At 68.6% G+C, this 26,271-nt stretch carries 24 protein-coding genes; 13 read left to right on the top strand and 11 right to left on the bottom strand.

The window, feature by feature from the left end:
* Positions 1–67: 67 nt before the first annotated feature.
* Positions 68–802: a tyrosine-protein phosphatase gene (locus JK358_RS29190; RefSeq protein ID WP_201953956.1), complete on the top strand. Its 735-nt coding sequence runs from the start codon at positions 68–70 to the stop codon at positions 800–802.
* Between the two features lie 40 nt (positions 803–842).
* Here the strand turns inward: JK358_RS29190 and JK358_RS29185 are convergent, their stop codons facing one another.
* Complete coding sequence (locus tag JK358_RS29185; RefSeq protein WP_201953953.1) at positions 843–1,934, bottom strand: winged helix DNA-binding domain-containing protein; 1,092 nt, start codon at positions 1,932–1,934, stop codon at positions 843–845.
* A 181-nt stretch (positions 1,935–2,115) separates the two neighbouring features.
* Here JK358_RS29185 and JK358_RS29180 point away from each other — a divergent pair, with 181 nt between their 5' ends.
* The 5 genes from JK358_RS29180 (at position 2,116) to JK358_RS29160 (ending at position 7,035) form a co-directional block, all read left to right on the top strand.
* Entirely contained in the window at positions 2,116–2,697 is a 582-nt protein-coding gene (locus JK358_RS29180; protein ID WP_201953952.1) for a hypothetical protein, read from the top strand.
* Between the two features lie 33 nt (positions 2,698–2,730).
* Positions 2,731–3,582 carry a glycoside hydrolase family 32 protein gene (locus JK358_RS29175; RefSeq protein ID WP_201953948.1) on the top strand — a complete coding sequence of 284 codons (852 nt, stop codon included), beginning with the start codon at positions 2,731–2,733 and terminating at the stop codon, positions 3,580–3,582.
* A gap of 94 nt (positions 3,583–3,676) precedes the next feature.
* The gene (locus JK358_RS29170) at positions 3,677–5,095 is read left to right on the top strand and encodes an L-fucose/L-arabinose isomerase family protein (protein ID WP_201953945.1); all 1,419 of its coding nucleotides are present in this window, start codon (positions 3,677–3,679) and stop codon (positions 5,093–5,095) included.
* A gap of 1 nt (position 5,096) precedes the next feature.
* Positions 5,097–6,575 carry an FGGY-family carbohydrate kinase gene (locus tag JK358_RS29165; protein ID WP_201953941.1) on the top strand — a complete coding sequence of 493 codons (1,479 nt, stop codon included), beginning with the start codon at positions 5,097–5,099 and terminating at the stop codon, positions 6,573–6,575.
* Positions 6,576–6,831: 256 nt separating this feature from the next.
* On the top strand, positions 6,832–7,035 hold the full coding sequence (locus tag JK358_RS29160) for a YlcI/YnfO family protein (RefSeq protein WP_201953938.1): 204 nt from the start codon (positions 6,832–6,834) through the stop codon (positions 7,033–7,035).
* Positions 7,036–7,280: 245 nt separating this feature from the next.
* Here the strand turns inward: JK358_RS29160 and xylB are convergent, their stop codons facing one another.
* Positions 7,281–8,669, bottom strand: a complete 1,389-nt coding sequence (gene xylB / locus JK358_RS29155; RefSeq protein WP_201953934.1) for a xylulokinase — start codon at positions 8,667–8,669, stop codon at positions 7,281–7,283.
* Positions 8,670–8,699: 30 nt separating this feature from the next.
* On the bottom strand, positions 8,700–9,692 hold the full coding sequence (locus JK358_RS29150; protein WP_201953931.1) for a zinc-dependent alcohol dehydrogenase family protein: 993 nt from the start codon (positions 9,690–9,692) through the stop codon (positions 8,700–8,702).
* A gap of 334 nt (positions 9,693–10,026) precedes the next feature.
* Between JK358_RS29150 and JK358_RS29145 the strand changes: the two genes are divergently transcribed.
* The gene (locus JK358_RS29145; RefSeq protein WP_201953928.1) at positions 10,027–10,743 is read left to right on the top strand and encodes a DUF8020 domain-containing protein; all 717 of its coding nucleotides are present in this window, start codon (positions 10,027–10,029) and stop codon (positions 10,741–10,743) included.
* Between the two features lie 76 nt (positions 10,744–10,819).
* Here the strand turns inward: JK358_RS29145 and JK358_RS29140 are convergent, their stop codons facing one another.
* The 3 genes from JK358_RS29140 to JK358_RS29130 form a co-directional block, all read right to left on the bottom strand.
* Positions 10,820–11,827, bottom strand: a complete 1,008-nt coding sequence (locus JK358_RS29140) for a glycoside hydrolase family 172 protein (RefSeq protein WP_232852094.1) — start codon at positions 11,825–11,827, stop codon at positions 10,820–10,822.
* A gap of 164 nt (positions 11,828–11,991) precedes the next feature.
* Positions 11,992–12,966, bottom strand: coding sequence for a tyrosine-protein phosphatase (locus JK358_RS29135; protein ID WP_201953926.1), 975 nt, complete (start codon positions 12,964–12,966; stop codon positions 11,992–11,994).
* Positions 12,967–13,093: 127 nt separating this feature from the next.
* The gene (locus tag JK358_RS29130; protein ID WP_201953924.1) at positions 13,094–15,487 is read right to left on the bottom strand and encodes a PEP-utilizing enzyme; all 2,394 of its coding nucleotides are present in this window, start codon (positions 15,485–15,487) and stop codon (positions 13,094–13,096) included.
* A 168-nt stretch (positions 15,488–15,655) separates the two neighbouring features.
* Between JK358_RS29130 and JK358_RS29125 the strand changes: the two genes are divergently transcribed.
* The 4 genes from JK358_RS29125 to JK358_RS29110 all read left to right on the top strand — a co-directional run bounded on the left by JK358_RS29125 (position 15,656) and on the right by JK358_RS29110 (position 19,854).
* A complete protein-coding gene (locus JK358_RS29125) occupies positions 15,656–17,164 on the top strand; it encodes an FAD-dependent oxidoreductase (protein WP_201953922.1) in 1,509 nt (502 codons plus the stop codon).
* A gap of 100 nt (positions 17,165–17,264) precedes the next feature.
* Positions 17,265–18,425: a 3-hydroxy-9,10-secoandrosta-1,3,5(10)-triene-9,17-dione monooxygenase oxygenase subunit gene (gene hsaA, locus JK358_RS29120; protein WP_201953920.1), complete on the top strand. Its 1,161-nt coding sequence runs from the start codon at positions 17,265–17,267 to the stop codon at positions 18,423–18,425.
* Positions 18,426–19,280, top strand: a complete 855-nt coding sequence (locus JK358_RS29115; RefSeq protein WP_201953918.1) for an alpha/beta fold hydrolase — start codon at positions 18,426–18,428, stop codon at positions 19,278–19,280. It begins immediately after the preceding gene.
* A 25-nt stretch (positions 19,281–19,305) separates the two neighbouring features.
* Positions 19,306–19,854, top strand: a complete 549-nt coding sequence (locus JK358_RS29110; protein ID WP_201953916.1) for a DinB family protein — start codon at positions 19,306–19,308, stop codon at positions 19,852–19,854.
* Between the two features lie 148 nt (positions 19,855–20,002).
* Here JK358_RS29110 and JK358_RS29105 read toward each other — a convergent pair whose 3' ends face one another.
* The 5 genes from JK358_RS29105 to JK358_RS29085 form a co-directional block, all read right to left on the bottom strand.
* Positions 20,003–21,172 (bottom strand): MAB_1171c family putative transporter, encoded by a 1,170-nt coding sequence (locus tag JK358_RS29105; protein WP_201953913.1) that lies wholly within the window; start codon positions 21,170–21,172, stop codon positions 20,003–20,005.
* 5 nt (positions 21,173–21,177) lie between these two features.
* The gene (locus JK358_RS29100) at positions 21,178–21,690 is read right to left on the bottom strand and encodes a hypothetical protein (protein ID WP_201953910.1); all 513 of its coding nucleotides are present in this window, start codon (positions 21,688–21,690) and stop codon (positions 21,178–21,180) included.
* A gap of 44 nt (positions 21,691–21,734) precedes the next feature.
* Positions 21,735–22,190, bottom strand: a complete 456-nt coding sequence (locus JK358_RS29095; RefSeq protein ID WP_201953907.1) for a hypothetical protein — start codon at positions 22,188–22,190, stop codon at positions 21,735–21,737.
* Positions 22,191–22,366: 176 nt separating this feature from the next.
* Positions 22,367–23,524: a cytochrome P450 gene (locus JK358_RS40475; protein ID WP_201953904.1), complete on the bottom strand. Its 1,158-nt coding sequence runs from the start codon at positions 23,522–23,524 to the stop codon at positions 22,367–22,369.
* A gap of 33 nt (positions 23,525–23,557) precedes the next feature.
* Positions 23,558–24,058: a GNAT family N-acetyltransferase gene (locus JK358_RS29085; RefSeq protein WP_201953901.1), complete on the bottom strand. Its 501-nt coding sequence runs from the start codon at positions 24,056–24,058 to the stop codon at positions 23,558–23,560.
* A gap of 325 nt (positions 24,059–24,383) precedes the next feature.
* Between JK358_RS29085 and mraY the strand changes: the two genes are divergently transcribed.
* Positions 24,384–25,463, top strand: a complete 1,080-nt coding sequence (gene mraY, locus JK358_RS29080; RefSeq protein WP_201953898.1) for a phospho-N-acetylmuramoyl-pentapeptide-transferase — start codon at positions 24,384–24,386, stop codon at positions 25,461–25,463.
* Between the two features lie 115 nt (positions 25,464–25,578).
* On the top strand, positions 25,579–26,127 hold the full coding sequence (locus JK358_RS29075) for a dihydrofolate reductase family protein (RefSeq protein ID WP_201953895.1): 549 nt from the start codon (positions 25,579–25,581) through the stop codon (positions 26,125–26,127).
* Positions 26,128–26,271: the final 144 nt, after the last annotated feature.

Below are 26,271 nucleotides of genomic sequence, written 5' to 3'. Positions count from 1 at the left end.
CGTGGCCCCCACAGATTCCGCCTCCCGCGCCCCCCTGCGAACACCCTCCGTCGCGGGAGAGCGGTGGGTGGAGTTCGCCCAGATCGACAACGTCCGCGATCTGGGCGGACTCCCCGTCCACGGCGGCGGCCTCACGCGTTTCGGTGTGGTGTACCGCTCCAGCACCCTTCAGCAGGCCACCTGCGAGGACCTCACGAAGCTGGTCGAGACCCACGGCCTGCGCACGGTCATCGATCTCCGGCTCCCCGACGAGGTCGAGCGCGAGGGCTACGGCCGGGTCACCACCGACACCGATGTGCACATCGCGAACCTGCCGATCCGCAAGTCGCCGCAATCCTCTTTGGCGGCAAGGGATCTGGTGCCGGACAAGACCCGGGTCGACCTGACCGAGCTGTACGGCCAGTTGCTCGCGGGCAGTTCCGAGCACATCGTCGAGGCGGTCCGCCTGATCATCGACCCGGCCCGCCGGTCGGTCCTGTTCCATTGCGCCGCGGGCAAAGACCGCACCGGCGTACTCGCGGCGGTCCTGCTGGACGCGGTGGGCGTCCCGGCAGCGGATATCGCCGACGACTACGTGCTCACCAACCTGCGCATGCAGCGGGTCCGGGACCGGCTCGACGCCCTGCCCTCCTACGCGGGTCTGCCTCCGGCGAACACCGGCGTACTCGCCATCACCGGTGAGGTCATGCTCGGCTTCTTGGAGAACCTGCACGCCGACCACGGGGGCGCGGCGAAATTCCTGCTCGCCCACGGTCTTTCCGAGGACGAGCTGGAAGCTCTGCGAACCGCCCTGGTGGTCTGAACGGTTCGGCCACGCCGCCCGCACGCGACGCACCGAACGATCACACTCGATCGATGACGACCTTGCCGTCTTCGCCGGGAAGGATCGCGGGCAGCATCTGCTCGGCCTCGGCGAGGACGGCTGTTTCGTCGGCGGCGGACAGCGGGTGCCACGGGGTGATGTGGATCGTGGAACCCGCCAGATCCCATCTGCCGTGGACGAATCCGTCCACCAGGTACATGGGAACGCCCGCTGAGGCGATCTTGGTGATGCGGGCGCGGTCGGCGTCGGAGATCACGCGGCGGCGGTCGTTGTGGCCGAGGGCGACATTGTCGAAGGCGGGCAGGAACCGCACGGGCACAGGGAGATCCGCGTCGGCTATCGGTGCATCCGGCAGGTCGAACAGTTCGCGTCCGGTGTCGTCGCGGAAGACGCGCAGGCCCGGCCGCAGGCGTTCGACCACCTCGGCCAGCCGGGTGACGCCCGACCAGTTCTGCATATCCGGCACGCTCGCCGGTCCGAAGGCGGCCAGGTAGCGCAGGATCATGGTCTCCGGCTGTGGCTTCGGCTCCACCGGGGCGCCCATCCAATCCTCCGCCAGCGCGACGCCGACCTGGCGGCCGCGCCACCCGCCCCACGCACCGGCCTTCGCATCGTGGACGAGCGGCACCAGAGCCGTCAGCCCTTGCGCCAGTCGGCCCGGGTACGGCGTCGTGAACCGTTGTCCGAGTTGGCGTCCCAGCTCTCGGCGGCTCACCGTCTGCCCGGCGAGGAGTTCGCGGCCGATGGCGGCCAGCTTGTCCAGATCCACCATGCCGAGGGCTTCCTTGAAGTAGGCGGCCTTGAGATCTGCCGCGACGAACGGCTTCACGGTGGGGTGCAGCCAGCGGAAGTCCTCGGCCGCCGCCAGGTGAACGGTCTTGCGAATCATGGTGGAGCGCACCACGCTTCGATCGTCCAGCAGTGTCTGGAGGTCCTCGTGCCGGAACTCCTGCAATCGCGCCCACAACCCGATGTAGGGCCAGTTGGGTTCCTGCCCCTGCACTGCCACCAGATGCCGGATGAGGTCTGCCGCGGGCATCGACACCCGCTCGGTCAGGTGCTGGCGCAGCAGTAGGGTCCGGTTCAGGGTGCGCACCGTCAGTTCCGTCATACGCTCATGGTTTCCGAGAGATAGGACAGATTGTGTCCTATCTCGGAATCGGCCCGAAACCTTCACAGAATCCCCGCAAACGGTTCCTAAGCTGGACGCCGTGGTTTTCCTGCTCTTACTCGTGGCTCCGGCGCTCTGGCTGTTGGCGGCACGGAATCCGGAGATTCGAGTCAGGATCGCGGTGCTGCTGGCGGTCATCGGGCTCGCGCAGTTCGTGGTGGGGATGGGTTGGCTGCTGCCGCTCGCCCAGCGCACCCTCATGGTGTCGCTGACGTTGCTCGCTGTCGCGGTGCTGATCGTCGGCCTGAAGCTGGACAGGGCGCCCGATGCCGATGTCGACGTCCGGGTCAAGGCCGGCCGGGCGCTGGTGATCGGCTATTGCGTGGTGACCGTGTTCTGCGGCGGCACCGGCGTGGCAATCGCCGTAGAGGAGGGCGCGGTCATGCCGGACAGCGGGCTTGTCCTGCCGCTGCCGGGCGAGTTGGTGCTGCTCGCACAATCGAGCACGTGCGGGGGCGGTTCGACGACCTACTGTGTGCGCTTCTTCAGCATCGCCGGCGCGGCCGGCTCGGAGACTCGAGTCGCCGAACGCCTGACCGAGCATCTCACCGAGGCGCACGATTGGGTGCTCGAGTACCACAACGGCGGCTGGTGGGGCGGATGTCGTGTCCATGGCTGGCGTCTCGATCGGCAGCGTGTCTGTGTGAGCGTCTCACCGTACGAGGACGAGGTCGAGGTGAGGCTCTCGGGCTCGGCACCCTGAAACCTGTTGCGGTGCTGCTGGATCGGAGGAAGCATGGACGGCAGGGTGCGAGCGGGCAGGTTCACGCCGATCTACGATCCCAGCGCCGCCAGGGGTGAGACCTGGTACATCAACGACCACACCCTGATCCGGGATGCGCGGGGGCGCTGGCATCTGTTCGGGATCACCCATCGGGAACCTGCGGATCCCTTCGGCGAGATCGAATTCGCGCATGCCACAGCCGAGGAACTGCACGGGCCGTGGCGGACGCACCCCTCCGCGCTGACCGCCGACCCCGGATACGGTGACACACACCTCTGGGCGCCCTATGTGATGTCCTGCGCGGGAACCTATTTCATGTTCTACGCGGGTGGCGGAGTCGATCGGACGTCGGCCGCGATCAACCTCGCTACATCGCCGGACCTGTTCGAGTGGACGCGGCATCCGGACGGCCCACTGTTCCGCGACGGCTACGACGCACGCGATCCCATGGTCCTGCGGATCGGGGACAGTTGGGTCATGTACTACTGCGCCACGAGCACCGCACGGGGCGGTAACCACGTGGTGGCCTACCGCACGAGTACCGATCTCCTGCACTGGGGTGAGCGCCGGATCGCCTACACCGACCCGACTTCGGGCACCGAGGCGGGCAATACCGAGTCACCGCATGTCCTGCGGCACGCGGGCAACTGGTATCTGTTCATCGGCCCGCGCCCGGATTACGTGGGTACCGAGGTGTTTCGGAGTGACGACCCGTTTCACTTCCGGCCCCGGGATCTTGTCGGCCGAATCGCGGCGCACGCGGCCGAGGTGGTGGCCGACGGCGGCCGTTTCTGGGTGACCGGCGCGGGCTGGGGGCAGGGCGGAGTTCACCTCGCGCCCTTGTGGTTCCCGGTTGCCGGGTAACCGCCAATCTTCCGGATTCGGGCGCGTCGAACCCTCTGAACTGGAATTCTTGGTGAGGAGTCGTGAGTCCACCCAGTGCGGGGAGGCAAGGCAAATGGCCCGTATCGGCGTTATCAGCATGTCCGACGGACGCGACTACGTGCACGGCGGAATCGTCGGATTCATTCGGACCGTAGAGGATCGGCTCGTCGCGGAATTGACCGCCGCCGGACACCACGTGGTGCGCGGGGTGGAGCCGGTGGGCAGTAACGAGCAGGCCGTCGCGGTGGCGCGGCGGGTCGAGGCCGCAGGTGTGGACCTGACCGTGCTGCACTACGCGGTGTGGGCCTTCCCGCACTTCACCATGCTCGCCGCGGGCGCGCTGCGCGGGCCGCTGCTGTTGCTGTCGAATATCGATCCGGTGCAGCCGGGCATGGTGGGCATGCTGGCGGCCGGTGGCGCACTCGACCAGATCGGGCGCGAACATGCACGGCTGTGGGGAGATCCCGCCGATCCGGAGTTGATCGCGGCCATCGGTGTGCGGGCGCGGGCCGCGGCGGCCGTCGCCGGATTGCGCGGCACCACCTTCGGGCGGATCGGCGGACGGCCCATGGGCATGAACACCGCCGTCGCCAATACCGACCAGTGGCAGCGGATATTCGGGGTCGATGTGGAGGAGATCGACCAGTGGGAGATCGTGCGCCGCGCCGAACAGGCCGACGCCGGGGAGGCCAGAGGCGCGCGAGAGTGGTTGGAGCGCAATGCCGCCGGAGTGCACTACGACGGGCACAAGCTCACGCCCGAACTCCTGGAACGGCAGATCCGCTCGTATCTGGCCATGCGCGATCTCATCGCCGAATGGCATCTGGACTTCACCGGCATCAAGGGCCAGCCGGAGCTCACGCAATACTTCGCCACCATGGACGTCACCGAGGCGTTCCTGAACGACCCGTACGACTGGAACGGTCCCAAACGCCCGCACGTGTGCGCCACCGAGGCCGATATGGACGGTGCGCTCACCATGCAGCTGTTCACCCAGATTACCGGCACGCCAGTGCTTTTCGCGGACGTCCGGCACTACCATGCCGACCGGGACATCTGGGATCTGTGCAACTCCGGGCAGCACGCCACCTGGTACGCCGCGCGCAGCGACGACCCTGCGGAGAACCTGGCGCGGGTGCACCTGTACCCGGAGGTGTTCTTCTTCCCGGCGGGCGGCGCGTCGGTGCACCACCTGGCCGCACCCGGCGAGATGACCCTGGGCCGGCTCACCCGCAAGGACGGCGCGTACCGAATGCAGTTGATGCTGGGCGCGTTCGAGAACTACGACCAGGCCACCAACGAGGCGCTCATGAAGCAGTCCACCTGGGAATGGCCGCACGCCTTCGCCAGACTGGACGCGCACGCCGGGGACTTCCTGTCCCGCTTCGGCGCCAACCACATTCACGCCGTGCCCGGAGACCATCGAGCCACCGTGCGCGCGGCGTGCGAACTACTCGGGGTCACCGTGGACGAATTCACCAGGGCGGGTTGACATGCTGCTCGGCATCGATATCGGAACCTCCGGATCCAAAGGCGTGCTCGTCGACCGGGACGGCATGGTGGCGATGAGAGCCGAACGACCGCACCGGGTTTCGACGCCGCGACCCGGCTGGGTGGAACACGATGCCGAGTCGGTGTGGTGGGCGGACTTCGTCACCATCGCGCGGGATCTGGTGGCGGCGGCCGACGGGGAAACCATCGACGCGCTCGCGGTGAGCGGGATCGGGCCGTGCCTGCTGCCCGCCGACGGGTTCGGGCGGCCGCTGCGGCCCGCCATCCTCTACGGGGTCGATACCCGCGCGGGCATCGAGATCGCCGAGCTGGAAGACGAATTGGGCGCGCAGACCGTGCTGGAGCGGTCGGGGTCGCCGCTCACCAGTCAGGCGGTCGGACCGAAGGTGCGCTGGCTCATCCGGCACGAGCCGCAGGTGTGGAAGGCCACCCGAATGCTGTTGATGGCCAGTTCCTTTCTGGTCTACCGGCTCACCGGGCGGTATGTGCTCGACCATCAATCCGCGAGCCAGTGCGTGCCGATGTACGACCTGATGGCCCGCGAGTGGGCCACGGACTGGGCGGATTCCGTCGCGCCCGGCCTCCGGCTCCCCGAATTGTCCTGGCCCACCGAGATCGTCGGGCGCGTCACTCGGGAAGCCGCTGCCGCGACCGGTCTTCCGGAGGGCCTGCCGGTCACCACCGGCACCATCGACGCCTGGGCCGAGGCCGCCGGGGTCGGGGCGCGGAATCCCGGCGACATCATGCTCATGTACGGCACCACCATGTTCCTCACCCAGGTGCTCACCGCGCCGCGCCCGCATCCGGGACTGTGGACCACCTGCGGAACCCGGCCCGGCACATACACTCTCGCGGCCGGAATGGCGACCTCCGGCGCGGTCACCGACTGGCTGCGCACCCTCACCGGCGGCGATTTCGCCGACCTCGTGGACGAGGCCGCGCATGTTCCGGCGGGCAGCCGGGGCCTGCTGGTGCTGCCGTACTTCGCGGGCGAACGCACCCCGCTGTTCGACCCGGACGCGCGCGGCATCATCGCCGGTCTCACCCTCACCCATCAGCGCGCCGACCTCTACCGCGCCGTTCTGGAGGGCATCGGTTACGGCGTCCGCCACAACCTCGAGGCCATGGCCACCGCGGGCGGCCGGGCGCAACGCCTGGTGGCCGTGGGCGGCGGCACCAAGGGCGGCCTGTGGACGCGCATCGTCTCCGATATCACCGGCCTCCCACAGCAACTCCCCGCCGACACCGTGGGCGCGGCCCTGGGCAACGCGCTGCTGGCCGCCGAGGCCGTCGGCATCGACACCGCCGCCTGGAATCCGATCATCGCCACCATCGAACCCGATCCAGCGCGCGCCGCCACCTACGAGCCGTACTACCGCCACTACCGGGACCTGTACGAATCCACCCGCAACACAGCCCATTTCCTCGCCACCGAGCAGCACCGCGCCGCCCGCGGCTGATCCCGCCGGAGCCGCCCGCGGCGGAGGTTGCGGGCGGACCGCCACGCCGTCGAGTCGGCCCGCCCCCGGAATCCCGGATGCGGGCCGACTCTCGCACCGTCGCCGTCCGCGCAGCCGGCTCAGGTGAGTTTGCGGCAGTACAGGGCGTCGGGATGCGCGCCCCGCCAAAGTGTAGGGCGGCCGACCAGTATGTGAAATGCTGGGATTTCGATTCGATGGGCGGGACAGCGGGCCGCCGGGGTGGTATGACTTGCCGGTGGCATGGACTTTGCGGCTCAGCGAGAGTGAAGAGGCTGCGCTGAGCGCGCAGGCGGTGGTCGAGGGACGATCCAAACAGGAGATCGTCCGTGATGCCCTCCGCACCTACATGATCCGGCAGCGCGCCTGGGACGAATTCGTCACCGACGAGCCGGTCGTCTACCGCAGCCCCGCCACCGGCGAGATCCTCCGCACCGCGTAGCCCGCCGGGTTCCGCGTGCCCGACTCCGTGTGCTGCATGCCCGACTCCGTGTGCTGCATGCCCGACTCCGTGTGCTGCATGCCCGACTCCGTGTGCTGCATGCCCGACTCCGTGTGCTGCATGCCCGACTCCGTGTGCTGCATGCCCGACTCCGTGTGCCGCGTGCCCGACTCCGTGTGCCGCGTGCCCGACTCCGTGTGCCGCGTGCCCGACCCCGGGTTCCGCGTGCCCGACCCCGTGTGCCGCTAGGGGTAATACGTATCGCGGATATCCGCATAGCGTTGCCGGATGGCGGATCCGATTCCCGCTGCGAGGGAATGGAATTCGGTGGCGTGCGGGGTGGGCCAGCGGGGCGGGCGGGGTCCGCCGCGCAGCGCCCAGGCCGCCTGGCGGGCCGCGCCCAAGGCCACGTATTCACTGGGATTCGGCACGGTCACCGTCATGCCGAAGATGGTGGCGGCGGCATGGGAGATGAGCCGGGAGCGCGACGCCCCGCCGATGAGCAGGATGCGCCGGGGAGTAGCGGGCAGCCGGTCCAGCGCTTCGGCGATATTGCAGAGCATGCCCTCGATGGCTGCCCGCGCCAGATGATGCGGCCGCATGGTGTGCGCCCGCAACCCGTGCAGGCTGCCGGTGGCATGCGGCAGATTCGGGGTGCGCTCCCCGGCCAGATAGGGCAGCAGGGTCAGACCGTCCGCACCCGCGGGCGATTGCGCCGCAAGCACTTCCAGCCCCGAGAGGTCGGTGCCCAGCAGGGTGGCGGTGGAATCCAGCACGCGCGCGGCATTGAGCGTGCACACCAGCGGCAGGAACGCCCCCGTCGCGTCGGCGAAGCCGTTGACCGCGCCGGAGGGGTCCGCGCTCGGTTCGGCGGCCCGCGTGAACACCGTGCCGCTGGTGCCCATGGACACCACCACATCGCCGTCCTCGATGCCCAAACCCAGTGCGGCGGCGGCATTGTCGCCGGTGCCCGCCGCGACCACGCGCCCGCCGGGGGTGCGCCCGGCCACCTCGGCCGGGCCGAGCACCTTCGGCACCTCGGGCGTGCGACCGCGAAATGCCAGGGACAGCAGGTCGGTTCGATAGTGCCCGGCGGCGGGGGACCAGTAGCCGGTGCCGGAGGCGTCCCCGCGATCGGTGGTGGGCTCGGTCTCCGGGTCGCCGCCGCACAGCAGCCAGGTGAGGTAGTCGTGCGGCAGCAGCACCCGCGCGGTGCGGTCGGCGAGTTCGGGTTCGTGGTCGGCGAACCAGCGTAGTTTGGCGACGGTGTGCGCGGCCAGCGGCACGCTGCCCACCGCGTCCGCCCACGCCTGCGGCCCGCCCAGTTCCGACACCAGCTGTGCGGCGGCCTCGGCCGAGCGAGTGTCGTTCCACAGCAGCGCATCCCGCACCGGATGCCCGGCGGCGTCGAGCACCACGAGCCCGTGCTGTTGTCCGGCCACGGCGATCGCCTCGACATCGCGCATCATGCGGTCGGTGGCCGCGCGTAGCGCCTCCCACCACACCGACGGCGGCACTTCGGTCCCGTCGATGTGCGGTATCTGCCGCTGCCGTAACACCGTTCCGGTGTCGGCGTCGCACACCACGATCTTGCAGGACTGTGTCGAAGAGTCAACTCCGGCAACGACCGTCATTGGTCCCTACCCGTCTGTTGTGCCGCCCTGTCAGGGATGCAGTTGGATTTTGCGTCCGGCGCCGGAGCGGAAGGTCCGCAGTGCGTCGGCGAACTCGTGCAGCGAGAAATCGTGCGTGATCATGGTTTCCGCGTCGATGACGCCTTCGCCCATGAGATCGACGGCCCGCCCGAAACTGTGCAGGATGGCCATCGAACCGACGATGGTGATCTCGTCGTTGTAGAGGCGGAAGGGGGAGATCTCCGCGCGCGCCGCCGCCGGGGCGACCCCGAATTGCTGATAGGTGCCGCCGCGCCGGACCCGGGCGAGCCCGTCCTGCATGGCGGCAACCGTTCCGCTGCATTCGATCACGACTTCCCAGCCCTGGGATTCGTCGAGATCGTCGGCGGAAACGGTGGCGGCGTCCGCGCCGAGGGTGCGCGCCACCGCGAGCCGATCCGGATTGGTGTCGACCACGGAGACCGACGCCGCACCGGCCGCGATCGCCAATTGCAGCATGAGCAGACCCATGGTGCCCGCGCCGTAGATCAGGTAGTGCGAGCCGAGTTGCCTTGGCAGTACGTCGAATCCGTGCACCGCGCAGGACAGCGGTTCCACCAGCGCGCCGTGCGAGGACGGCATGTGACCGGGCAGCCGATAGCAGTTGGCGGCAGGAACTTTCACATATTCCGCCATCGCGCCGTCCATCGTATCGCCGATGGCTCCCCAATCGGCACAAAGATTTCCGCGACCTATAGCACAGTAATGACATCTGCCGCAGAACAGTGAGGGATCCACCGCTACTCGATCGCCCACCCGCACACCCGCGGCATCCGCGCCGAGAGCCACTACTTCCCCGGCGAATTCGTGCCCCGGCACGATCGGATAGGGCGTGGGCGGAAATTCGCCTTCGACGATATGGATATCCGTTCCGCATATCCCGACCGCGTCGACCCTGATCACCGCCTCACCGCTGCCCGGTGTCGGATCCGGAACCGATTCGACCGAGAACTGTCCTGGCTTCTCGACGAGCAACGCGCGCATACAAATACCATGCACCCGAACGAGCCTGTGCCGGTGCGTTTTACCCAATAGCAATCGCAACGCATCTCGGATTTCGTCTGCATTACGGGTAGCCATAGGGGCGGGTGCGAGCGAATGGGGTTACCCCGGGCGGAAATAGGGGTACCGGTCCGTAATGTCGCCGGATCGGCGGCTCTCGGTCATAGCGAAGTTGAATGCCCTGTGATAGCTGTCCGTTCGCCAACCCCTACTGGGGTGTTCGGCCCGCGGTCACCATCCGTTCGCTTTGGCCCGAGAGTCTCTGGTCGCCTGATCAAGACTGATCAGTTTGCTCTACAGAGGAACCCCCAGAAAAATGCTGATGAGGAAATTCGCCGCGACGTCGGCGCTGGTGATCGCTGCCCTGGGCGTCACCACCGGCACCGTCAACGCGCAGCCGGTCGCCGCGCCGGCCGCCAACGACGCGATCAACTACGCCGCCACCACCACCGAGAAGAACATGACCATCCGCACCGACGCTGGTTCGCTGGTCGTCGAGGATGGCGTCTTCAAGATCAAGGCCGCCAACGGGACCACCGTCGCGGGCACCGAACTGAAGTTCCGCGTGGACGAGTTCGAGTTCCCGATCGCCGCCGAGATCGCCGGAAACACCGCCACTCTGACCCCCGAGTTCGTCACCGAGAAGGCGGTTTACAAGCCGGTCGCCCTGCCTTACGAGGACCAGGCTCCCTGGAAGAACGACTACGAGCGTGAGCAGGCCGCCTGGAGCCGTCTGACCTCCACCATCTCCATGGGCGCCACCGTCGGCACTCTGGTCGGCGGCCTCGCCGGCGCCGGCCTCGGCTGCATCATCGGTGGCGTCACCGGCGCCGGCCTCTCCGGCGCGCTGTCGGCGATGTTCCCGGTCGCCGTGCTCGGCGGCGGTCTCGTCGGCTGCATCGCGGGCATGAGCGTGATCGGCTTCCTGGGCACCTTGATCGGTCAGATCTTCATCACCGCCCCGGTCGCCATCCTGGCCGCCGTGCAGTACTTCACCACCGTGAACTCGGGCCAGACCCCGGGCAAGAAGTAAGAGGAGAGCATCGGGTAGAACCTCTGCTTACGGGACACTCGGCCTCGGAGACCACCTCCGAGGCCGTTTCCGTGCGTCAGGGCACCAGCTGATACCACAGCGCGGTGGTCGCGACATGCGCGTGCTCCAGCGGCCGATAGTGGCCGTCGTCGCGCCAGCCCAGCGCTTGCACGGTCGCCCGCAGCGAATGCTCGAAGCACACCGGATCGGGAATGTGCCAGCGGTACATGCCGAATCGCTGCTGCGGTTCGTAGATCCGATTCGGCGGCTCCACCTGGGGCAGCCCGAGATACGGCGTGGAGTACCGCACATAGGATCCGCCCAGATCGAAATTCCACGCGCCGCCGAAGTAGTCCTCGGTGCCGGTGCCGCAGATGGTCGGGAAATCGGTGTCGTCGTCGAGGTAGAACTTGAGCTCGCCCTCACCCCACCACCCCGGCGCGCGCGGCTCGATGGCCAGGTAGGTGCCCACGTAACGTCCGGGGCCACCGCCGATTTCGACGATCGGATGGACGGCGGGCGCGCCCAGCGGATCACTGCACCGCCAGCGCGCGTGTAGCCGCCCGGCGTCGGCGGGGACATCCTCTTCCAGATAGGTGATCTGGTAGTAGACGGGCGCGGTGTGGCTCGCACCGTTGTGCAGCGTGATCAGCGCGTGCGAACCGAAAGGCATGGGCCAGTAGCTGTTCAGCCCGCCGGCCGGGGCGACCACCACCATCTGCGAGTTCACCAGCGCGGGTTCCGGCCAGCCACTGCAGAAGAAGTCGCCGAGCGGCACCGCGATCGCGGGTTCGGCCGCGCCGTCCCAATACATCTGGAGCGTGAAATCGCGCAGCACGGTGCGGTCGGTGGTGAGCCAGAGGTGCCGGATGACACCCGGCCCGGAAAGGTCTGCGAGGGTGGCGGTTTCCCCCGGCGCGAGATCAATGGACGGCGAAACCTTCCAGCCGCGGCCCAATCCGGCGGCGGCGAACGCGCCGGTGCCGGAGATGGCGCGGCCGCCCGCGCCGGGCTCGCCCGTCGGGTTCTCCGCGCTGACCGAGCGGGTGCGCCGCCCGTCGAGCTGCCAGATCTCCTGCACCATGCGAATTTTCGCATGTGAACCACGCGTGTGTCCCGGGGACAACCCCGGACACGCTGATGCCGCCACACCGGACATGCGGATGTTCCGCGCCCGGACGCACGAATGCCGACGCTGTCCCACACACAGCGCCGGCATTCGCGGGTCGGATTACCGCCCTGCGTAATTCACTTGAAGGTGCCGGTGTCGAAGGAGCCGGTGCCGATGCCGCCCTTCTGGATCAGCTTGTCGCGCAGCTTGGTCTGTGTCGCGGCGTCCACGCCCAGGCCGTTGGTGACGAAGGCGTCCATCGACCCGTAGGACTGCTTGATCTGGTCCAGCGCCGCCGCCAGGAACTCGCGCTGCACGCCGAGCACCGGCTCGAACAGCGTGCGGTCCTGGATCAGGCCCTGCGCCACCAGCGCGTCCAGCATGGCCTTGTTACCGGCCGCCAGCTTGTCGTTGGAGAGCAGGTAGTTGTTGTAGATCTGGGTCTCCGGGGTGCCCAGGATGCCCATCAGGATCGCGGTCATCAGACCGGTGCGATCCTTGCCCTGGGTGCAGTGGAACAGCACCGCGCCCGAGGCGTTCGCGATCTCGTGCAGCGCCGTGCCGAACTGCGCCCGCGAGGACGCGTCGGTGACGAACCAGCGGTTGTAGTCCTGCATGAGCTGGATGTTCTTGCCGTCGCCCAGCACCTGCTGCTGCACCGCGGGTCCGCCCTGCACGGTCTGGGCGAAGAACAGGTAGAAGTCATTGCCCGGGTCGTAGACCGGCAGTTCCTTGACCGTGACACCCGCCGGGATCTTGTTCGGATTCACCTGGCGTTCGGTCGGGCTGCGGAAGTCGATCACGGTGGTGACATTGGCCGCCAGCGAAGCCTGATCGGCGTCGGTGAGCCGGTTCAGCGCGTCCGAGCGGTACACCAGACCGTTCTTGATGGAGCCGCCGGTGGCGGCGGTCCCGCCGATGTCGCGGGCGTTGGGCGCCGCGGTGAGCACCAGCCCGGTGGCCGGAGCCTGGTGCAGCACATGGGTGTCCGGCGCCGCCAGGGCCGGGGTGGCCACGACGGGAACCAGGGTGATGAGCGCGGCGGCGGCACCGATGAGTGTGCCGCGCACCGCCTTTCGCCGGGCTCCCGGCACAGCGCGTGAGGTCGTCACGATGGGTGTTTCCTTTCCATAACCGGCCGGGAAGTGGGTGCCCGGCCGGGGTTCATGGGCGGGCGACCTCGCGGCTGCCCGCTCGGCTACCGAAGCGGCGCTACCGCATGGCGTGATCCGGTCGTGGTCAGTCGGCGTCGGCCAGCAGGGTGATGGTTCCGGCGGCGCCGTCCACGCGGACGCGCTGGCCGTCGGACAGCGAGGTGCTGGCGGTCTTGGTGTCGACGACGCAGGGGACGCCGAATTCGCGGGCCACGATGGCGGCGTGCGAGGCAGCGCCGCCGATATCGGTCACGACCGCGCCCGCGTAGCCGAACATGGCGGTGTGGCCGGTGTCGGTGACCGAGGCGACCAGGATGTCGCCGGGCTCGATGTCGTCGTCCAGCGACAGCACGCGTTTGACGGTGCCCTCCACCACGCCGGGGGAGACGCCGAGGCCGGTGAGGGTGCCGCCGATCTCGAGCGCGCCGGAGATCTCCTCCGGCTCCCAGGCCCCGTTCACCACATCGGGCATGCGGACGGCCTGGAAGCGGGTGCGCTCCTCCCGGCGGCGGGCCACGCGCTCCTTCAGATCAACGGGGGCCCACAGGATTTCGTCGAGGGTCAGGAACACCGAATCCTCGATCTCGGTGAGCCTGCCCGCCTTGACCAGCCGCGCCGCGCGCTCCTGGGTGGCCAGGCGCAGGCAGTTGGTGACGCGCACGACGGCATCGCGGGCGCGCTCGCGGTAGACGGTCGCGCCGACGGCCATCTTGGCGGTGCGGCTGGTCGGATCCGGCACCGGATCACGGTGCGGGGCAGGCATTTCCGCCGCCCGCCCGGCGGCGGTCACCAGCAGTTCGGGGCGGTCGCCGAAGGTGGCGTTGATCAGCTCGCACTCACCCGGGCCGCGGTGACCGATCCGGGCCAGCTCCTCGCCGAGCGCCTTGGCGAACTCCGGCGACTTCTCCCGCGCCGCGGCCACGTCGCCGTTCTTGGCGATGGTCTGCAACCCGGCGTCCTTGCGGCACAGCGCCGCCAGCCGTTCCACGGCCAGCATGGTCTTGGCCGACTCCAGCCGGTCCAGGTTGATCTTCACCTCGCCCTTGTGGGCCGCGGTGGCCGCGCCGGTCATCATGACGCCGATGGAGGCCGCCTGCCACGCCTGGTTCAGGCGGTCGCGCCACAGCAGGGCGCGCGCGTGCAGCTGCTCGTCGGTGAGCTCCGAGATCCGGTCCCGGTCCAGGGCTTCGGCGTGCGAGGCGGCATTGATCAGCTCGGCGGTCTTGCTGTAGCTCATGGCGGTGCTCGCCACCCGGCCCAGCGCTTTGAAAGTACCGGCGCGAGCGGCCATTCCGGTCGGCATGGCCGGGCGGCCCTTGGGATGCAGCTCCACATCGCCGATCGCGCCGTACACGTCGCGGCGCACGCTCTCCTCATCCCAGCCGGGCATGTTCTCGGCGGAGAAGACGCCGATGGAGGCATTGATGTACATGTGGTGCCCGAGCACGCCGGTGACCCGGGACACCCAGTGCTCCAACGCGATTCCCTCGATGGCGATCATATGGCCCATGGCCTCGTTGCCCAGCCGGATCGCACCCGCCTGCAGGTCGATGGTGAGCGGGGTGAGCGGGCCGGGCAGCGCCTCGGAGGTGTTGGTGGCGGTGAACACCGGGATCCGATCGTCCATCAGATCGTCGAACTCGCCCTGAAGCCCTTCCGGCGCGGCCTTTTTCAGCGCGTAGCCGTCGGAGGTGGGCGCGTTCTGCGGCACCACGTGGCTGGGCAGCGGGATCGCGCCGCGCCGGGTCGCCACGCCGGAACCGGTGGCCTTGCGCCCGTGCAGGCCGCGCGCCACATCGGCGACCGTCTCCTGTGCGGTCCAGCCGTAGCGGAAACCCCACTCGTCGCGTGCGCCGGCGGCCTCCACGCGCGCCCGCGTGCTCGACGATTTCGGCAGCCACGCACCGTATTTGACGCCCGCGTCGCGCAGGATGCGCTTCACCTCGTCGGCCGACACCTCGCCGGGCGCGGCCAGGCCCACTGTGCCGCTGCGCTGGGAGACGGCCGCCAGCACCAGGAAGCGTTCCAGATCGTCGTAGTGCAGCACCTGGATGCCCTCGCCGCCGCGGGAGGCGGTCAGCGATTCCAGTGCGCGCCAGCTGTTCCGGTCGACGCGGCGGCCGGTGACCAGCGCCGTGCGCACGATCAGCGCGTCCGCGCCGCTCGCCGTCACCGCCTGCTCGACACTCGAATCCTGGCCCGCCGCAACGGGAACCACCAGCCGCACCCCGGCCTCGTGCGCGGCCTTCGCGATCGCGCCCACCGCGCGCCCGGCCAGATGCACCACGGCATCGGCCCCGGCGACAGCCCGCGCGCACACCTGCGCGTCGGACAGGTCCGCGACGGTCACCGCGACCCGCGGGTCCACGTAGCGGTGCCGCTGCCGGTCCAGCCCGGTGACCTCGTGACCGGCCGCCAGCAGCATGCGCGCCACCGACTGTCCGCTCGGCTCGGTGACTCCGGTGACCAGAATCCGCATCGACTCTCCTCCAGCTCCTGCGGCGTCCCCAACCAACGTGACGCCGTTCACACACCATCGCCAAGCCGCCCCCGCGCGATGGACCGCAGTCCCGGTCAACGGGATATCGGAGTCGCTCAGCAAGATGGGACGCTAAGTCCAGCACGGTGCAGCGGGCACCGTCGAGACATGACAGTGCGGAATTCGGTGACGCCGCGGGCGGCCGGCGAGGTGAGCCACTTCGACATCGAGACCGATGTCCTGATCGTGGGATACGGGGCCGCGGGCGCGTCGGCCGCGTACGAGGCCGCGCACGCGGGCGCGCGGGTGCTGATCGTGGACCGGTCCGGCGGGCCGGGCGGGGCGTCGGCCATGTCGGGCGGGGAGATCTACCTCGGCGGCGGCACGCCCATCCAGCAGGCCTGCGGATACGACGACACCCCCGAGGCCATGGCGGCGTTCCTGAGCGCCGCGCTGGGCTCCGGGGCGGATGTGGCCAAGATCGAGGAGTACAGCGCGGGCAGCGTCGACCACTTCCACTGGCTGGTCGATCGCGGCGTGCCGTTCAAGCCGAGCATGTGGGACGCGCCCACCTGGGTGCCGCCCACCGACGACGGGCTCATGTGGCTGGGCGAGAACAGCTGGCCCTTCGTCGAATTGGCGAAACCCGCGCCGCGCGGGCACCGGCCCACCGCCAACGACTTCGGCGGCAAACTGCTGATGGAGTGCCTGACCGAGGCCGCCGAATCCGCCGGGGCGGAAACACTTTTCGATACCTACGTGACGACACTCGTGGTCGGCGACGACAATACGGTGGTCGGCGCGGTGGCGCGGCAGTACGGCAGGGAATTGACCATCCGCGCGCGTCGCGGCGTCATCCTCACCACCGGCGGATTCGTCGACAACGACGCCATGCTCGAGGCGTACGCGCCGGAACTGCTGGGCCACACCAAGGTCAGCGCGGGCACCGACGACGGCAGCGGCATCCGCATGGCGCAGGCCCTGGGCGCGGCCGTGCGGCACATGTCCGCGGGCCAGGTCGGCATATCGCTGATTCCGGGACTCGCCGCACGCGGCATGGTGGTGAACGCGCTGGGCCACCGCTTCATCAACGAGGACACCTACCCCGGCCGCATCGGCCAGTCCGCGCTCTACCGAAACAATATGGGCGGCAGCTGGGCCGGTGACGACACCGCCGTCTGGGTGATCGTGGACGAGGAGGGTTTCGAGGAGGTCCCCGAACCACAACGCTGGGGCGTGCGGCCCACCCACGTCGCGGAAACGGCCGCCGAACTGGAGGAGCTGACCGGCCTGCCCGCCGGCTCCCTGACCGCCACCCTCACCCGCTACAACGAATTCGCCACGGCGGGAGCGGATCTCGACCACCACAAGGCCCCGCGCTGGCTGCGTCCCCTCACCGCGCCGTTCGCCGCCATCGACGTGAAGGCCGGAGTTCGCCCGCCGTCGGAGGCGGGGGACCGGCGCGGCACCGGGGCCTCGGTGTTCACCCTCGGCGGCCTGCACACCGATCTCGACGGCCACGTCCTCGACCACGACGGCGGCCCGATCCCCGGTCTGTTCGCCGCGGGCCGCGCAGCCAACGGCCTGCACGGCTTCGGCTACATCTCCGGAACCTCCCTCGGCGACGGCACCTTCTTCGGCCGCCGCGCCGGCACCGCCGCCGCCCGCAACGCCTAGCGGAACCCGGATTCCGTTGATCGGGACTTTTCCGGACCGGTGACGCGGGCCGCCCATAGCGTCGAAGACAAGAACCACTGCACGAGGAGGAATCACCCGCATGACTAACAAGGTGCTCGATCGGGTTCGGGATCTGCTCCCCGCGATTGCCGAACGGGCGGTGGAGGCCGAGGAGCAGCGGCGGGTGCCCGACGCCAGCATTGCCGAGCTCACCGAGGCGGGTGTGTTCAAGATGCTGCAGCCGGTGCGGTTCGGCGGCGTGGAGGAGTCGCCGGTCGCCTTCTACGAGGTGATCCGCGCGATCGCCACCGCGTGCCCGTCCACCGCGTGGGTGGCCTCGGTGCTGGGCGCGCACCCGTGGCAGCTGGCGCTGTTCGCCGACCAGGCGCAGCAGGACGTGTGGGCGGAGAATCCGGACACGCTGGTGTCCTCGTCGTACGCGCCGACCGGGAAGCTGAAGCCGGTCGAGGGCGGGTACGAGATCTCCGGGCGGTGGAGCTTCTCCTCCGGCTGCGATCACGCGCAGTGGGTGTTCCTGGGCGCGCTGGTGCCCACCGAGGCCGGTATGGACTACTACACCGTGCTGGTGCCGCGCACCGACTACGTCATCGAGGACGTGTGGAACGTGTCCGGCCTGTCCGGCACCGGTTCCAACGACATCGTCATCGAGAAGGCGTTCGTGCCCGCCTACCGCACCTACAGCGCCACCGATCAGGCCAACCTCATCGGTCCCGGGCAGGAGCTGAATACCGCTCCGCTGTACAAGATCTCGTTCGGCAGCGTCTTCTCCAACACCATCACCGCGCCCATCATCGGCGCGGCGCAGGGCGCCTACGACTCGCACATCGCGCGTCAGCAGGAGCGGGTGCGGCTGTCCTACGGCGGCCAGAAGGTGTCCGAGGATCCCTTCGCGCACGTCCGGATCGCCCGTGCCGCATCGGAAATCGACGCCGCCATCCTGCAGATGGAGCGCAATATCTCCGAGCAGCTGCGCTATGCCGAAGCGGGCGAGGAGATCCCGTTCGAATCCCGCCTGCGCGCCCGTCGCGATCAGGTGCGCGGCACCGAACGCGCCCTGGAGGCCATCGATCTGCTGTTCAAGAACTCCGGCGGCCACTCCATCCGCAAGCCGAACCCGATCGAACGGCACTGGCGCGACGCGCACGCCGGTAGCGTGCACGCCATCAACGATGTCGAACGTGCGCTGGCCATGTTCGGCAAGGGCGCCATGGGTCTCGAAGTCACGGATCGGATGCTGTAGATGACCTACACCGCGGCGGGCACCGCCCGCTGGATCACCGTCGACGGGCACAAACTGCGGTATCACGAAGCGGGCGAGGGTGATCCGCTGGTGCTGCTGCACGGATCCGGCGTCGGCGTCTCCGGCTGGGCCAACTTCGGCGACAATCTGCCGGTGCTGGCCCAGCACTTCCGGTGCCTGATCCTCGATCAGCCCGGATTCGGCGCGAGTGAGCGGCCGGAGGTGTACGAGCGCAACTACCTGCGCATCGCCATGGACGCGGTGATCGGGCTGCTCGATGAGCTCGGCATCGAAAAGGCCGCGCTGCTGGGCAATTCCATGGGCGGCGGGGTCGCCACCCTGACCGCGCTCGAGCATCCCGGCCGCGTGGACAAGCTGGTGCTCATGGCCCCCGGCGGGGTCGGGGTGAACGTGCTGGGGCCGGAACCGTCCGAGGGCATCGGCCGGCTCATGGAATTCAATGCCGCGCCGAGTCCCGAACGCGGGCTGGCGTTCCTGAAGTCGATGGTGTTCAACCCGGCCACCCTCACCGACGAATTGGTGGAGCAGCGGCTGACATTGGCGGCCGACCCGGCCGCCCAGGCGGCCCTGCGCGACGCCTACGCGACCTTCTACAACCCGAAAATGGCCGAGCCCCTGCCACTGTGGGCCCGGCTGCGTTCGCTGCGGCAGGAGACGCTGCTGCTGTGGGGACGCGACGACCGCGTCACCCCGGTGGAGGGTGCGCTGCTGCCCGCCCGGCAGATCCCGAATGTGGATCTGCGGATCTTCTCCCGCTGCGGGCACTGGGTGATGGTGGAGCGCAAGGACGCCTTCGAACGCTCGGTCATCGACTTCCTGCATCACGGGTTGTAGCGACCGACGTGGTTACAGTGCAGGTATGACCTGGACCGCGCCCGAGATCGAACTGACGCCCCAACTCCACCTCGGTGACGAGCGGGAGGTGTTGTCCTCGATGCTCGGGCGCGGTCGCAGCATTCTGCTCTGGAAGTGCGCGGGGCTCAATGGAACCCAGCTCGCGACGGGCAGCGTCGCACCGTCGTCGCTGTCGCTGCTCGGCCTGCTGCGGCATATGACCGAGGTCGAGCGCGGCTGGTTCCGGATGTGCGCAGCCGGGGAGCCGCTGGACTACGTCTACTGCTCCGAAACCAACTGGAGCGGCGACTTCGACGACGGGCGCGCCGAGGACGCCGAAGCCGACTACGCGCGCTACCTGACCGAACTCACGCTGTGCGACAAGGCTGTTGCCGACATCCCGCTCGACCGCGTGGTGCCGCATCCACGGGCCGCGGACCGGACGCAGTCGGTGCGCTGGATCTACCTGCACATGATCGAGGAGTACGGCCGCCACGCAGGCCACGCCGATCTGCTGCGGGAGCGCATCGACGGTGCGACCGGATATCAGGCGCCGGGCGACAACAGGTCCTGAAACCGCTACTGCCCGAGATCGTTTGGACGGCTGCGGTGTTCGACGAAGGGGATGTCGAACACCGCACCCGCAACGAAGAGGATAGCGCCAAGTTCCAAGATCGTCAGGTCCTGATTCACCGGAAGTTATTCGTAGGCGTCACTGAAATTTACTTGGGGGCACCGAGATTCGCCGTCGGAACGGTTCGATAGGCCGAGGCCACCGCCACCAGCCAGGTCAGTTCGCCGCCGAACGACGGGTGCTCCGGCTCGCGGAAACGGTCCCCGGAATCGGCCGGGACGACGCCGTCGCGATGGGCGCGCAGGGCCGCGGCGATGCGGGCGGCCTCCACGGTCGCCGGACGATCCTCGGGCGAGACGCCGAGTTCGACGGCCAGCTGCTCCGCCTGGGCGGTCACCAGCGGGCTCAGCTGCGGCTGCAGGATGAGCAGGGCATCACGAATCTCGATAACACTGCGATACAGGCGATCCCGGCCGCTCTTCGCGGTGCCCGGGGTGGTCTTGGCGATCTCCGGGATGGCCTCGCGCAGATCCTCGAGCAGGGGGCGCAGGCGGGGGAGGGCGCGGGCGTTCCGGTAGGCGCGCAGCGTGCTCGGAATGGCGGCCGGGCACAGATAACCGATCAGCATGATGGCCGCGCCCAGACTGGCGAAGGCCGGGGCGATCTCGGCATTGAGGCGGTACGCGTCGATACCCAGCCAGCTGCACGTGATGGCGACGGTCTTGCCGACGCTGTAGCCGATCGCGATGATCGACCCGATCACCAGCAGGCGCAGGCCGCGCCGCAGCCAGAGTTGGTCGTGCAGTTGCGGAATCCAGCGGCGGCACAGCACCACGATGCGCAGCAGGCCCACCGTGTACGCCAGCAGGTAGATGCCGAGGAAGGCGTCCACCAGCGGTTCGGTCGCATAGTGGTGGTCGAAGTCGGTGGCGTGCACGGCGTCGTCCACGGGTGCGGCCCAGAACAGCGCCGTCATCACCACCAGGACAGCGAGATTCACGCCCATCACCGCCCGGCCGCTGAGCCGGGGATCGGCGGGTTCGAGCAGATACGCCGTCCACACCAGCTGGGCCAGCACCGCCGTGGCAATCGCGCTGTAAACGATCAGCGACGCCAGGTTCGGGATGCCGCTGGTCTCCCCGATCCAGGTGTAGATCTGCGGCACGGCCGCCTCGAAACCGAGGGCGGCACAGAGGATCGCCACGGCCACCGCCCACTTGGCGGCGCTGTGCGGTGGCTTGGCGGCCAGTACCAGCCGCCACGCGAACGCGAAAACGGCCAGGGCCCCGATACTTCCGTAGAGAATGGCGAACGGCACGGTGATCAGTCGAGTCCTGGTCCGAGGGTGTCGAGGAGATTGCGCACATCGGCGGGCGCGGTATCGGGCAGCACCCATTCGGCATGCGGTGCGGCACTGGTGATGTGGTGCGCCATGAGCAGATCCGCGATGTGCTCGGCCTCCTGCTCGTCGCGTTCGGACGAGCAGGACCGGCCCAGCATGCGCCGCACCACCGCCGGATCGATGTTCGGGGCGAGCAGGCGCAGCGCGTCCTGTCCGGTCATGACCACGGTCTCGTGCCCGGCCAGCAGGTGCCCGAACTCGTGACAGACGATGTGATCCTGATGCAGCGACGACGTATTGCGTTGGTAGGCAATGAAATCGATATCCCGGGTGACCAGCAGGCCGCCGGACAGCCCCGTCACCGGGAGCGGTTCGGCGCGCAGGCGCAACGGCCGGCCCCGCCGATGCGCCAGCGCCTCCGCCAGCCGCGCCACCGGGAAACGTCCCGGCAGCCCCAGCCCGCGCAGCTCGCGGCGCAGGCGCCGATGGTCCATCACCGTCCTACCCCCAGGGCCTTCCCAGCGCGCGATACGCATGCTCACGTCTTCTCGGCGCGTTGCTCGGCCTCGATCCGCTGCAGCACATCGAACATCGCCACGATCGCCTCCGCCCGCACGATACCCTCTGCCAGGCCGTCGCGGAGGACGAGTTCCAGAGCGGCCTCGTCGCCTTTTCCCTTGAGCGCGTTCACAAGTGAGAGTTCTCGGCCGCGTGCGGCGGCCAGCTGCGGATTGGTGAGCGGGTCGAGGCTGTCCAGGCCGAAGTAGCGGCGCAGGGCGTCGAGGGTCTCGAAGGAGGGGTTGGTGGTCTGCCCGGTGCGCAGCTTCCACAGATAGTTCGCGGACAGGGTGGTGCCCGTCGAGGTCTGGATGTTCTCGGCCAGCGCCCGATGCGTGATCTCCACCCGCTGGTCGTCGCGCTCCACCGGCGGGTGCATGGCGTCGATCAGGGTGTTCAACGCACGCGTGAACGGATGCTGTTGTGCGGCAACCATTCCGATCTTGTCTCCTGCAGTTGACAGGCTCTGTGAGCGCGATCATATACTCGACCGGACTTCACGACCATCCGCCGGGCGTCGTCGCTCCCGAAGGGGAGGGCGGCGGCGCATCCGGCGAGTGGTTGCGAAGCGGGATGGGGCGACCAAAGTCGTTCGCCCCATTCGAGTTTCTTTCAGACGTCTGAGCATCCCATCATTACAGGCAGGGTCAGGGGACCGCGATGGCGGAAGCCGGATCGCCAAGGCAGCGCCTGTTTTTCGGCACGCACCGTCAGTCCGGGCCAGCGTTTCGTCAGCTCGGTGAGCACGGCCGCGACGATCGGGTGCAGGAGTCCGGTGCCGACGCAGGCGTGCGCGCCGTGGCCCAGGGCGATATGCGGGTTGGTGATTCGGCGCAGGTCGAGACTGTCGGGACGATCGAAGACCTCGGCATCGTGGTTGGCCGACGCCAGGCAGAGCAGCACCGTTTCGCCCGCCGCGACGCGGTGGCCGCCGATGTCCATGTCGCACACCGCGAATCGCGGACCGGCCAGCACCTGGGGCGACAGATAGCGCAGCAGTTCGTCGACCGCTACGCGCTGGTCGGGCAGCGCCGCGAAAACCTCGCGGTGGCCCGGGTCCACCGAGAATTCCAGTACCGCACCGGAAATCAGGTCCACCAGCACCTCGTACCAGACGAACAGCAGGTAGAACAGCAGGCCGGTCAGTTCGCCGTCCGTGAGCCCGCTGTCGGCGAGCCGGCCCAGCATGGTGTCGCCCGGTTCGCGGCGGGCGTGCGCGATCGCGCCGTGCAGGATCTGCCCCATCATCGTCAGGGTGTCGCGGGCGCGCGGCGCCGCGCCCGCCCGCAGGGTGGTGTCGGCCCACTCCGACAACAGCTTTCGAGATTCCTCCGGCAGTCCGAGCAGTTCCCCCAGGACGACGGCGGGAATCGGCACCGCCACCCGCTCGACGAAATCCAGCTCGCCGTCGAGACCGTCCCAGGGCGCGGTGATCGCCGCCAGCGCCTGCGCCGACCACTCCCGCATGCGCCGGGGCTGTAGTTCACCCGCGACCGCGCCGCGCAGCCTGCCCAGGACATCGGCCTCGCTGCTCTGGAACACGTCCAGGGGCGCGGGTACGGCGAACCCCCGATAGTCCTCGCCCCGTGCGTACTTCAGGTTCGTGGACAGCCGATCGTCGCCGAGTCCCGCCCGCACATCCCGGTACCGGGTCACCAGCCAGGCGGGCGGGCCGTCCGGCGTCGGCACGCGGTGCACACCGCCGTCGGCGCGCAACTCCGCCAGCGCCGCCCAGGGATCCCGCGCGAACTCCTGATCGAATAGCGTCACGCCCGCCATCATCCCTCGAGCCGTGCGTTCGGTTCAGAGCGCGATCCAATACCGGCGCACCACACCGTGTTCCATCTCCCGCTCGGCCTCGAACACCCCGCCATTGCGCTCGATGGTGAGCGCCGATCCCACATTGCCGACCTCGCACACCAGCAGCACCCGCGCCAGCCCGATCTTGCGGGCCTCCTCCAGCATGCGGCCCAGCGCCCAGGTCGCGGCCCCGTTCCCGCGCGCCGACGGCCGCACCCCGTAGCCGATGTGCCCGAACCGATTCCCCTTGTGCCGCAGCGCGATTCCGCCGAGCACGCGTCCCTGCTCGACAATCCACCGATAGGTGCACCGGCCCCCGCCGTTCTCCGACCGGTCCTCCTCCCAGCGCAGCCGCGCCACCCACAGGGCGAATCCGGCCGCCGTCTCCACCTCATCGGTGGGCCGCAGTCCGAATCCGTCCTCGTGCAGTCCCGGCCCCCACTCCTTCCGCGCCTCCAGCCACGCGATGTGCAGATGGGCCGTGGGCGCGATCAGTTCGGGCATCGAGGCTCACCAACGGTAGTAGGAGGGAATCCCGGGCTGTCCGGTGTAGCCGGGCCCGGCGGTGTCGTCGGCGCCGAGACAGGTGGCGGTGCGGCCGGGATTCGGATAGCCACGCTGCTCCTCCCTCGAAGCACCTCGACCGTACACGCGAGATCGGTCCGTAACACGAGGGAACTTCGCACCGAAGTGGAGGTGACCCCCGTCAGGGGTTTCGCCTGCGGCAATACGCGCAGCAGCTGCGTTTCTCGTGCGTTTGGCTAACATCTGACCGGTTTGCACTATGCGTCGGGCCGGGTACCCGGTCTGCGGTTCGGAGGTGAGCGGATTGAGGCAGATTCTCTTCGCGGTGATGATCGCGCTGGCGGTGTCGATCACACTGACGCCGTTCCTGATCCGTGTCTTCACCCGGAAAAGGCTCGGTCAGGAGATTCGTGCGGAGGGGCCCGGCAGCCATCAGACCAAGCGCGGCACGCCCACCATGGGCGGCATCGCCATCCTCGCCGGTATGTGGGCGGGGTACCTGGGGTCGCATCTGATCGGCCTACGCTACGACGCGCCCGGCATCACGGTCTCGGGTCTGCTGGTGCTGGGGCTGGCCACCGCACTGGGTGTGGTCGGGTTCCTCGACGACTTCATCAAACTGAACAAACGCCGCAACCTGGGCCTGACCGCCACCGGTAAATACATCGGGCAGATCGGCGCCGCAGTGGTTTTCGGCATTCTCGCGCTGCGCTTTCCCGACAGCACCGGGCTGACTCCCGGCAGCCTGCACCTGTCGATCGTGCGCGACACCTGGCTGTCGTTCATCCCCGTGATCTTCCTGCTGCTGGTGGTCTTCCTGGTCGTCGCCTGGTCCAATGCCGTCAATATCACCGACGGCCTCGACGGACTGGCCGCGGGCTCCATCGCCCTCACCCTCGGGGCCTACGTCCTGATCACCTTCTGGCAGTACACCAACGCCTGCGCCACCCGCCCCGGGCCCGGCTGCTACACCGTCCGCGATCCGCTCGATCTGGCGCTCGTCTGCGCCTCGGCCGCCGCGGCCTGCATCGGCTTCCTCTGGTGGAATGCCGCTCCCGCCAAGATCTTCATGGGCGACACCGGTTCGCTGGCCCTGGGTGGGCTGCTGGCCGGTCTGTCCATCACCACCCGCACCGAGGTTCTCATGGCGGTGATCGGCGCTCTCTTCTGCGCCGAGATCATCTCCGTTTTCCTGCAGATCCTCGTCTTCAAGACCAACAAGACCCGCCTCTTCAAAATGGCTCCGTTCCACCACCATTTCGAACTGAGCAGCTGGCCCGAAACCACGGTCACCATCCGCTTCTGGTTGCTGGCGGGTATCTCGGCCGCCGCCGGGCTCCTCCTCTTCTACGGTGAACACCTGGCCATCACCGACCCGCTCTGATCCGATGTTGAGCCCGGCTCAACGGTGCATGCCCGAATTGCCCGTTGTTGCCGGGTCTTTCGAGCGGCGATGCTGGAACCCGTTGGAAATCCCCTCTCCTCGAAGGACAGCATCCATGCGCAAGATCATCGAATCCACCTTCGTCACCATCGACGGCGTGATCGGCGAACCCCACCTCTGGGGCGGCCCCTACTGGGATTCCGAGCACAGCGGCTACGCCTCCGACCTCCTCTTCGACGCCGACGCCCTGCTGCTCGGCCGCGAAACCTACGAGGGCTTCGCCCAGGTCTGGCCCACCCGCCCCGAGGACGACGACCCCTACACCGCCCGCATCAACGCCATGCCCAAATACGTGGCCTCGCGCACCCTCACCCAAGCCGACCTCACCTGGAACGCCACCCTCCTCGAAGGCGACACCACCGAAGCCGTCCGCACCCTGAAATCCCAAGAGGGCGGCAACATCCTCAAATTCGGCACCGGCCCGCTGTCCCACACCCTCCTCGACGCCAAACTCGTGGACGAATACCACTTCTGGGTCTTCCCCGCCCTCGCCGGCCGCGGCGACCGCCTCTTCGACACCTACCCCGCCATCACCCACCTCACCCTCCTCGGCACCACCACCTTCAAATCCGGCATCGTCGTCCACCGCCTCGCTCCCCACTGACCCCGACCGCCCTGCGGGGTGTTCCCGAGCTCGCCCGATGGTTCGGGGCTGGTTGGATGTGCGGTGCAGGTGACGTTCTCGATCGGCTGAGCTAGGGCGTTGATCGTCCTAGCTCGGTTCTAGCGTGGCTCTCGAACAGTTCGG

Origin of the sequence: Nocardia acididurans, from assembly GCF_016741815.1 — a bacterium.
GTDB classification, from domain to species: Bacteria; Actinomycetota; Actinomycetes; order Mycobacteriales; family Mycobacteriaceae; genus Nocardia; species Nocardia acididurans.
The sequence above is the reverse complement of the archived record's forward strand: the minus strand, read 5'-3'. Positions and strand labels throughout refer to the sequence as shown.

Excerpts from the sequence above, each read along its gene's own strand:
- JK358_RS29150 (WP_201953931.1), bottom strand. The coding sequence starts at position 9,692 with ATGCGCGCGTTGCTCGTCGAGAAGCCAGGACAGTTCTCGGTCGAATCG.
- JK358_RS29165 (WP_201953941.1), top strand. The coding sequence starts at position 5,097 with ATGCTGCTCGGCATCGATATCGGAACCTCCGGATCCAAAGGCGTGCTC.
- JK358_RS29170 (WP_201953945.1), top strand. The coding sequence starts at position 3,677 with ATGGCCCGTATCGGCGTTATCAGCATGTCCGACGGACGCGACTACGTG.
- JK358_RS29115 (WP_201953918.1), top strand. The coding sequence starts at position 18,426 with ATGACCTACACCGCGGCGGGCACCGCCCGCTGGATCACCGTCGACGGG.
- JK358_RS29110 (WP_201953916.1), top strand. The coding sequence starts at position 19,306 with ATGACCTGGACCGCGCCCGAGATCGAACTGACGCCCCAACTCCACCTC.
- JK358_RS29140 (WP_232852094.1), bottom strand. The coding sequence starts at position 11,827 with ATGGTGCAGGAGATCTGGCAGCTCGACGGGCGGCGCACCCGCTCGGTC.
- JK358_RS29185 (WP_201953953.1), bottom strand. The coding sequence starts at position 1,934 with ATGACGGAACTGACGGTGCGCACCCTGAACCGGACCCTACTGCTGCGC.
- JK358_RS29175 (WP_201953948.1), top strand. The coding sequence starts at position 2,731 with ATGGACGGCAGGGTGCGAGCGGGCAGGTTCACGCCGATCTACGATCCC.
- xylB (WP_201953934.1), bottom strand. The coding sequence starts at position 8,669 with ATGACGGTCGTTGCCGGAGTTGACTCTTCGACACAGTCCTGCAAGATC.
- JK358_RS29145 (WP_201953928.1), top strand. The coding sequence starts at position 10,027 with ATGCTGATGAGGAAATTCGCCGCGACGTCGGCGCTGGTGATCGCTGCC.
- JK358_RS29100 (WP_201953910.1), bottom strand. The coding sequence starts at position 21,690 with ATGGACCATCGGCGCCTGCGCCGCGAGCTGCGCGGGCTGGGGCTGCCG.
- JK358_RS29085 (WP_201953901.1), bottom strand. The coding sequence starts at position 24,058 with ATGCCCGAACTGATCGCGCCCACGGCCCATCTGCACATCGCGTGGCTG.
- JK358_RS29125 (WP_201953922.1), top strand. The coding sequence starts at position 15,656 with ATGACAGTGCGGAATTCGGTGACGCCGCGGGCGGCCGGCGAGGTGAGC.
- JK358_RS29075 (WP_201953895.1), top strand. The coding sequence starts at position 25,579 with ATGCGCAAGATCATCGAATCCACCTTCGTCACCATCGACGGCGTGATC.
- hsaA (WP_201953920.1), top strand. The coding sequence starts at position 17,265 with ATGACTAACAAGGTGCTCGATCGGGTTCGGGATCTGCTCCCCGCGATT.
- JK358_RS29130 (WP_201953924.1), bottom strand. The coding sequence starts at position 15,487 with ATGCGGATTCTGGTCACCGGAGTCACCGAGCCGAGCGGACAGTCGGTG.
- JK358_RS29095 (WP_201953907.1), bottom strand. The coding sequence starts at position 22,190 with ATGGTTGCCGCACAACAGCATCCGTTCACGCGTGCGTTGAACACCCTG.